The organism is Ancrocorticia sp. (assembly GCF_052089425.1).
Lineage (GTDB): Bacteria > Actinomycetota > Actinomycetes > Actinomycetales > Actinomycetaceae > Ancrocorticia.
The window spans coordinates 1-8,836 of record NZ_JBQCZW010000055.1; the positions used below are offsets into that span (position 1 = coordinate 1).

Here is an 8,836-nt window from a genome sequence, read left to right on the forward strand (position 1 = left end):
ACCCGTGTACACGGCTTTGCAGGCCGTTGCCTCGCCTCTCGGCCAACCCACCGTGCGGGACTGGCAGTAAGACTGCCGATCACTCCGAGCGGATGACGGGACTCGAACCCGCGACCCTCACCTTGGCAAGGTGATGCTCTACCAACTGAGCCACATCCGCGTAACGAAGCGCTGCCAGTTTACTACCTCACCGGCGGCGCTCCATAACTATATGCAACCCCGCTCGCCGCTGTCCAACTGAAAGGGTGAGGTGCACGCCACGTGTGCACGCTTTGCGCAACAGCGCCCAAGCGGGCTATTCTCATTAGGCAGTTGGGCCATTAGCGCAGGGGTAGCGCGCTTCCTTCACACGGAAGAGGTCACTGGTTCGATCCCAGTATGGCCCACTCGAGAATGGTCGAGACATTTTCGTAGTAGACGGGTCCGCGATGCGGGCCCGTTCTGCATGTATGGGGCTAACGTCCTAGCCAATCGGGTACGCTAAGCACATCATTGTTGATTTGCTTCGTGCCCCTGCGGGCCATCTTGGTGGGAGGCTCCTATGAGTACGGTTGATCCAAACAGTAAGTGGCGCAACCGCGCGAGCGGACGTATCACGATCTCGTGGATCATGTGGATTGTGGCGCTGGCGGGCTTCTTCGTCATTGGCTGGTCCTTTGATCTGGATGGCGATTCGGAGCGCATGGCCATCATCATCTCGATTCTCTTCCCGCTTGGCCTGATACTGCTGATCGGAACCGCGTTCGTGTACCCGAGCGATGAGGACGCGTTCAATCCCCGCCCATTCTTCTTCCCGCAGGCTGGGATGTTCATTTTCATGGGTGCCGGAGACATCGCTCGCCGCCTTGCCCGCGATACGCCCCTGAACATAATCACTCTTGCGTTCGTGGCCGCGGGGGCACTGGCACTTGTGATCATCGAGTTGATCTCTCGCAGGCTCGAGGCACGCCGGAAGATACGGGGCCGCGTGCAGGGCGGCGGCGTCAAGACTCGGGGCCGCGTCACGCGCGCGAGGGGCTACTACGAAAACCACCACAAGGTCACCCGCGTGACGGTGCAGTTCACGGATTCGCTAGGCACCCAGCGCTGGGCCAAGCAAACGCTTGGTGGCACCGCCAGGGTAGGAGATACACTCTCCGTCCAGTACCTGCAACATGAGCTGGACTCCAGCAGCGCAGCCGTGGTGATTAGCTGAGCCACACCTCCACGAATCCACACGCGCCAGCTGCCAGATAGGACGCGAGTGTGCCGATAATGAACCGTTCGTTGAGCGCCGGGTTACGCTGAAGTTCTGACCAGCGGCCGAGCCCCTTGATTGCCACCACCGCGGCAATCAGCCCGGACGCCCCGGCCAAAATCGCGCCGGTGATAGCTAAACGTTCCAACACCCCGATCCACGTGCCCCCGCGCAGTACTTCAACGGGAGCGGACTCTGGCAGCACGGTGGCTTCGTAACCTCCGCGCCGCGGCGCGCTGTCCGAGGGCGCCTTGACGCGGGCAAGCTTGAACACCACTTCCACGGCTAGCCACCCCAACAACACAGATGCCGCGAGCGCTCCAGCAGCAATGCCTACACCCATCATTGGCCAGCCTCCCGATCGAGTTCCTCCAGTAGCCTGCGCGCAACAGGCCATGCGGCCTCTTCTTCAAAGATGCGCGATAGGGTGCGCCGGCGGGACACCGAGGCTTCGCTGATCCCAAGCTGCAGCGCAATCTCTTGGCCGCTGAGCCCTTGACCGACCAGCTCCACCACTTCACGCTGCGGGGCGCTTCGCTCATCGATCACCACGCCAATGATTTGAAGGAGCGCCTGAACATCCGCCGCGAGCGCCGCGTCCTCTCCAACCACTGCAACGGACACGGCGTACTTCTTTGACGCCTCAACCGCTTCGCGCGCCCGAAGGAAGGCGGGGCCGCGGGCGGAGCGCATGCCGTCGTCGTCGTCAAAAAAACTCTCGTTGCCCGCCGCGCCGCATCCAACGCCGATGTGCCAACCCCCGAGGCGAAGGGCGCACTGGAGCGCGCGAACAACGTGTTCGGTATCTACGAGCGCCCCTTGAATCTCATCTCCCACGGTGCGGGCGAACCCGCCAATCGTTCGAACTGACTCAAGCGCCGCGAGCAATTCGGGCACCCGGTCCGGTTCGTGGCGCGAATCCACTTGATCCATCGTGAGGACAAACATGACTCCACCCTACCGCAATCGTTCCTCATTAGCTTGTGAGGGCTAATTGAGATCAATTAGTTTCTGTGGGCTAATTGTGGGATTGATGGCGTTATTTCACACAGTGGGCCGGTAATCATCGCACGGGAGGCCCGAACGTGCAATGCTTATTTCATGCAAATTTGGCCAGGACATCCTTATCCCCTCGGTGCCACATTCGACGGCAGCGGCACCAACTTCGCCATTTTCACCTCCATTGCGGACAGTGTGGACCTCGTACTGTTAGATGACGATAACCATGAGGAGATTGTTGAGCTGCGCGAGGTCGATTCCTCAGTGTGGCATTGCTACCTGCCCGGCATCGCGCCCGGACAGCGTTACGGCTACCGTGTTCACGGCCCATATGACCCCTCCCGCGGGCTGCGCTGTGATTCCTCGAAGCTCCTGCTGGATCCCTATGCCAAGGCTATTGACGGCGAGATCACGAACGATCAGGCGCTCTTTTCCTACGATTTCACTGATCCCTCCGCGCGCAAGGAGACGGATTCGCTCGGGCACACGATGACCTCCGTGGTGATCAACCCGTATTTCGACTGGGGCCATGATCGCCCACCCGGGCACGAATACAACGAAACCATCATCTACGAGGCCCACGTGCGCGGCATGTCTATGAAGCACCCAGACGTGCCAGAGGAGCTGCGCGGAACCTACATGGGACTGTGCTCCCAGCCCATTTTGGACCATCTGGATGACTTGGGCATCACGGCGATCGAACTCATGCCGTGTCACCAGTTCGTCAATGACACCTCGCTTCAGGACAAGGGCCTGACCAACTACTGGGGTTACAACACGATCGGCTTCTTCGCCCCGCACAACGGCTATTCGGCCTCACGCAGCCCATACGGGCAGGTTCACGAGTTCAAGTCCATGGTCAAAACCTTCCATGAGGCCGGGATCGAAGTGATCATGGATGTGGTGTACAACCACACGGCAGAGGGCAACCACATGGGCCCCACGCTTTCCTTCAAGGGAATCGACAACCCCTCCTACTACCGGCTCGTGGAAGGCGACGAGGAGCACTACTTTGACACCACGGGCACCGGCAATTCGCTGAACATGCGCTCCCCTTCCTCCCTCCAGCTCATCATGGATTCGCTCCGATACTGGATTACGGACATGCACGTGGACGGCTTCCGGTTCGATCTAGCCTCCACGCTGGCGCGCGAGCTTCACGCGGTGGATAAGCTCTCCTCCTTCTTTGACATCATCCATCAGGATCCGCTGATTTCTCAGGTCAAGCTGATTGCCGAGCCATGGGACGTGGGCGAAGGCGGCTACAACGTGGGCGGATTCCCGCCGTTGTGGACCGAGTGGAACGGCCAGTACCGCGACACGGTGCGCGATTTCTGGCGCGGGGAACCCGCGGTGCTATCCGAGTTGGCTTCGCGCCTGACGGGTTCTTCCGACCTGTACGAGAGTTCGGGCCGGCGCCCGTTTGCTTCCATCAACTTCGTGACCGCTCACGATGGATTTACCCTTCGCGATTTGGTTGCGTACAACGAGAAGCATAACGAAGCTAATTTGGAGGGGAATAACGACGGCGAATCCAACAACAGGTCCTGGAACTGCGGCGTCGAGGGGCCTACGGATGATTCCGAGGTACTTGCTCTGCGGGGCCGTCAAGTCCGCAACTTCCTGACCACTCTCATGCTCTCTCAGGGCGTTCCGATGATCTGCCACGGCGATGAGATGGGACGAACTCAAGGTGGGAACAACAACACCTACTGTCAGGACAATGAGATTTCTTGGGTGGATTGGGATCTCAATTCCTCCCAGCGCGCATTGCTGGACTTCACCGCCCGGCTCATCCACTTCCGGCGCGAACACCCCGTGCTTCAGCGCCGGCGCTTCTTCGCAGGTTCATCCACTCGCGGCGGAAGCTCGGAGGTGGGCGAAATCGAATGGTTCCGCCCCGATGCAACGTGGATGCAAGATGCTGACTGGCAGACGGGTTTCGCCCGCTCACTCATGGTGTATCTGAACGGCCAGGCGATTCGCGAGCCAGACAGCCGCGGCAATCAGGTCAAGGATGATGACATCCTGTTGGCGATTAATGCGGACGCAAATGAACAGACGTTTTCCCTGCCGGACAAAACCTATGGTCAGGCGTGGAGGGACGTTCTGGATACAGGGACAAATCTGGACAACGAGCGCTTGTATACCGCGGGTGAAACCTTCCGGGTTGATGGGCGCGCCATGCGCGTGTTGATTCGCGATGCCTCTCAGGACGTGACGGGCGCCAAGGAATCGGAAGGCGAAGCCGAACCCAAGCGGAACTTCGCTGATCCGCTGCCGGAATCCCGCTCATGGGATGAGGTTGATCCCGCTTCTTCTTCCTCTTAGCCCGCCATTTATGTGAGGATTTCGGCAAACTGAAGTATGGTCGGAGCATGAGCGAGGTTACAGACACACGGAAGATTCCCGTCCAACTAACTCATGCGCCGGCACCAGACAGGCGCCAGCCTGTCTCCACCTACCGCTTGCAGCTAGGCCCTCAGTTTACGTTCGATGATGCCAGCAAAATCATCCCGTATCTCAAGGATTTGGGCATCACGGATGTGTACTGCTCCCCCATCTTGCAGGCGGCGCCCGGTTCCACGCACGGCTACGACGTTGTGGATCACACCAAGGTCTCTGAGCCCATGGGTGGCCGGCGAGGATTCCAGAGGCTAGCGGATGCCGCCCACGCGGCGGGCATGGGCGTTGTGGTAGATCTGGTACCCAACCATATGGCGGTACCAACGCCCCTCTACCTGAACCGGGCCCTGTGGTCCGTGTTGCGCGAAGGCACGGAATCCGAGTTTCGCAACTGGTTCGATATCGAGCTGAGCGAGGCCCAGGACGGCCTCCTCATGCCGGTACTGGGGGACAGAATCGGAACCGTGCTGGCCAACGGGGAGATCACTCTGGAGAAGATGATCGTTCCAGGGTTCGAGGATGTGGGCGAACAGTACGTGGTGCGCTACTACGAACACGTGTTTCCCGTGCGCGCACAAACGGAAGCGCTCCCGCTGGCCGAGCTTCTGGACAGCCAGTTCTACCGGCTCGCCTACTGGCGCGTTGCCGAAGAAGAACTAAACTACCGGCGCTTCTTTGATGTGGACACGCTCGCGGCCATCCGCGTGGAAGATAGCGCCGTATTCGCCGGATCTCACGCGCTCCTTCTGGAGCTGCAGGATGCCGGCTACATCGATGCCTTCCGGATCGATCATCCCGATGGGCTGGCCAATCCCCGCCAGTACATGGCGCGCCTACACAAAGCCACCGGCGGGGCGTGGATCGTAGCCGAGAAGATCATCGAAGGCGATGAGGAGCTTCCCAACGATTGGCGGTGCTCAGGCACCACGGGGTATGACGCCTCGTGGCGCATCGGAGCCCTCCTGACGGATCCCGCCGGAATCGGTAATCTGCTCTCCCAATACGTGGAGCTATCCAATGAGACAGATAGCTTCGAATCCATCGAGACTAACGCGAAACGGCAAATTCTCGAGACGTCCCTACAGGCCGAGATCGTGCGGCTGACAGACCTGCTCGTGAAGGTGTGCCACGCAGATCTCCGGTTGCGCGATCACACGCGCGGCTCCCTATTCAACGCGCTCACCGCCCTGATCATTGCCATGGATCGGTATCGCGCCTACATCGAACCGGGAGAGCCTGCCCCGGCTACCTCCGAGCAGGCCATCGCTCAGGCGGCCGAGCGTGCGCGTCCCTCTCTGGATGACGATGCCTCAACATCACTGGATGTTGTGGTGGATCTGCTCACTGGCCACGAGGTGGGTTCGGCGGGGCGGACCTACGAGGATGCCCGTGCAGAGGCGATCGTCCGCTTCCAGCAAGTGTGTGGTGCGGTCATGGCCAAAGGCGTAGAGGATACGGCGTTCTACCGCTACACACCCCTGACAAGCGCGAACGAGGTGGGAGGGGATCCCACGCGGGCCTCCATCTCCCCTGACGATCTCACCGCGTGGATCAACAAGACCAGCGCACATTGGCCCGTCACGATGACAACTCTGACCACCCACGATACGAAACGCGGTGAGGACGTCCGCGCCGCCATCTCGCTCCTGACCGAGTGGCCGGCTTACTGGCGCAGCCTCGTTACGCGCCTACGCGCGCGCCATGCGGGCGATAGGCCACGGGATATCGATGGTCAGATCGAAAACCTGTTGTGGCAGACCATCGCGGGAACGTGGCGCCCGGACGGACCCATCGAAATCGACAGGTTGGTGGGCTATCTGGAGAAGGCATCGCGCGAACAGAAATCGTGGACCACCTGGACGGATTCGGCAGACGATCAGGAGCAAGCACTCTACTCGTACGCTACAGCGATCCTCTCCAATGAGGAGACTCTGGCTGATCTAGCCGATGCGTACAACCACACGCAGGAATCCCGGGACGTCACCACGCTGTCCCAAAAGGTTCTTGCGCTCACCATCATGGGTGTTGCCGATACCTATCAGGGCGAAGAGATCACACAAAACTCGCTCGTTGATCCGGACAACAGGCGCCCGGTGGATTACGACGGGCTTAAGGAGATGCTTGCGGATCTTGATGGGCGTGAGTCCCTGCCCTCTGGTGCAAGCCTTGACCAGAAGAAGCTCTGGATCACCTCGCGCATCCTGCGGCTACGCAGGGAACGCCCACAAACATTTGCCTCTCCAGTGTCCGGATTTTCTCCACTGCCCGTGACAACCGGCCACGCCTATGCGTTCACTCGCACGTTCCAAGGTATTCCAGATGTTGCCGTCATCGTCCAGCGCCTGCCCCACCAGCTGGGAGAAAACGGGGGCTTCGGAACTAACACAGTGGTGTTGCCCGAAGGCCAATGGCGCGATGTACTCAGCGGCAACGAGTTCAGTGGCGGCCCCGTGGAGCTGGCGAGCGTGTTTGACTGCCTGCCCGTGGCCGTCCTAGCACAAGGAGAACCCCAACATGGCTGACAACCTTCGCGTGTGGGCACCGAAGGCCCACGAACTGATCCTGCATCTGGACGCATCGGGTGAGCAAACACCCATGGTTCCGGTGGGACCCGAGCCCGAAGCTGGCTGGTGGTCCAGCCCAACTCCACTCGAATCCGGCACCCGGTACTCGCTCACGGTGAATGGGGAGGGTCCATTTCCCGATCCGCGCACGCGCCGCCAACCTGAAGGTATCCACGGACCGTCGGAAATCGTGGATACATCCAGCTTCTTGTGGACGGACGATGAGTGGCACGGTGTGGATGCCCGAGGAGCGATCACCTACGAGCTCCACATCGGGACCTTCACTCCGGAAGGCACCTTTCAAGCGGCTGTTGAGCGGCTCGCGCACCTGAAGGATCTCGGGGTGGACATCGTGGAGGTCATGCCCATTGTTCCGGTGCCCGGCACGCGCAACTGGGGATATGACGGTGTATCGCTGTACGCCGTCACGGAGAACTACGGCGGGCCCGAGGGCTTTGCCGCCTTCGTGGATGCCGCTCACACACTCGGCCTAGGTGTGTGCCTTGACGTGGTGTACAACCACCTGGGACCTGACGGCAATTACCTCAACGTTTTCGGGCCCTACTTCACCGATAAGCACGAGACGCCGTGGGGCTGGGCCGTGAATCTGGATGGCGAATCCAACGCGCCGGTGCGCCGCTACATCATCGAGAACGCCATGCAGTGGATTCGCGATTACCACGTAGATGCGCTGCGCCTAGACGCCGTGGCTTTCCTGATCGACGAGTCTGAGCGCCATCTTTTGGCCGACCTCTCGGATGAGGTGGCAGCCTATGCCAGTGCCACGGGCCGCAGGGTGTCCCTCATCGCCGAATCGGATCTCAACGATCCGCTCATGGTGACGCCAACCGAAGCAGGCGGGCGCGGCATGACGGGCCAATGGGATGACGATATCCACCATGCCCTGCACGCCTACGCCACCGAGGAGACCTTCGCCTACTACGGCGATTTTGTTCAGCCCGGTGCCCTCGAAAAGGTATACCGCCACGCATTCGCACACGATGGCAACTACTCATCGTTCCGCGGGGCAAACTGGGGATCCCCGGTGCCCCCGGGTACCGATGGCCACAGGTTTGTGGCTTGCACGGAGGATCACGATCAGGTGGGAAACCGGGCGATCGGTGACCGCCCGTCAGCCAAGCTGAGCTTCGGCCAGCTCGCGGCCCAGATGGGCCTTCTGTTGGGTTCGCCCTTCTCCCCCATGCTGTTCATGGGTCAGGAGTGGGCCACACGCACGCCGTTCCAGTTCTTCACGGATCACGCGGGAGATCTGGGCAAGGCCGTGGAAGAGGGCCGCATCAACGAATTCAAGGATTGGGACTGGCTCTCGATCTACGGCGATGATGCCTCCATAACCGTCCCCAACCCGCAGGACGCGCAGACCTTCACCGATTCCATCCTGCCGTGGGGCGAGGAGGAAAGCGGCCAACACAAGGCGTTTTTAGACTTCGTCACTCAGGCGATCGCCCTGCGCAAGGCCAGCCCGGACATCGCAGCCGGAGATTTGCAGAACACGGAAATCGTGCGGCTTGGCCGGACCGGCTACCTGCGGCGCGGCGCTGTATTCATCGCCTACTCGTTCGAACCGGACAGCCGGGTTGCCTTGCCAGCCACCGAGCTGGAGCCTGCC

General features: G+C 60.6%; 6 protein-coding genes and 2 tRNA genes. 5 read left to right on the forward strand and 3 right to left on the reverse strand.

Annotated features, from left to right (window positions below; genetic code table 11):
- Window positions 1-87: 87 nt before the first annotated feature.
- Window positions 88-160 (reverse strand) — tRNA-Gly (locus ACTHV6_RS11360).
- A gap of 154 nt (window positions 161-314) precedes the next feature.
- Here ACTHV6_RS11360 and ACTHV6_RS11365 point away from each other — a divergent pair.
- Window positions 315-386: transfer RNA gene (locus ACTHV6_RS11365), tRNA-Val, on the forward strand.
- Between the two features lie 155 nt (window positions 387-541).
- Window positions 542-1,195 carry a hypothetical protein gene (locus tag ACTHV6_RS11370; RefSeq protein ID WP_441387700.1) on the forward strand — a complete coding sequence of 218 codons (654 nt, stop codon included), beginning with the start codon at window positions 542-544 and terminating at the stop codon, window positions 1,193-1,195.
- Here ACTHV6_RS11370 and ACTHV6_RS11375 read toward each other — a convergent pair.
- Window positions 1,188-1,583, reverse strand: a complete 396-nt coding sequence (locus tag ACTHV6_RS11375; protein ID WP_441387702.1) for a hypothetical protein — start codon at window positions 1,581-1,583, stop codon at window positions 1,188-1,190. The genes ACTHV6_RS11370 and ACTHV6_RS11375 overlap by 8 nt on opposite strands.
- A complete protein-coding gene (locus ACTHV6_RS11380; RefSeq protein WP_441387703.1) occupies window positions 1,580-2,185 on the reverse strand; it encodes a sigma factor-like helix-turn-helix DNA-binding protein in 606 nt (201 codons plus the stop codon). The genes ACTHV6_RS11375 and ACTHV6_RS11380 overlap by 4 nt, the downstream gene beginning before the upstream one ends.
- 153 nt (window positions 2,186-2,338) lie before the next feature.
- On the opposite strand from ACTHV6_RS11380, the gene glgX reads away from it, so the two are divergent.
- The 3 genes from glgX to treZ form a co-directional block, all read left to right on the forward strand.
- Entirely contained in the window at window positions 2,339-4,567 is a 2,229-nt protein-coding gene (gene glgX, locus ACTHV6_RS11385; RefSeq protein ID WP_441387705.1) for a glycogen debranching protein GlgX, read from the forward strand.
- Between the two features lie 47 nt (window positions 4,568-4,614).
- Window positions 4,615-7,164, forward strand: a complete 2,550-nt coding sequence (treY, locus tag ACTHV6_RS11390; protein ID WP_441387707.1) for a malto-oligosyltrehalose synthase — start codon at window positions 4,615-4,617, stop codon at window positions 7,162-7,164.
- A partial coding sequence (gene treZ / locus ACTHV6_RS11395) for a malto-oligosyltrehalose trehalohydrolase (RefSeq protein WP_441387708.1) occupies window positions 7,157-8,836 on the forward strand: 1,680 nt, incomplete at its 3' end. The genes treY and treZ, both read left to right, overlap by 8 nt.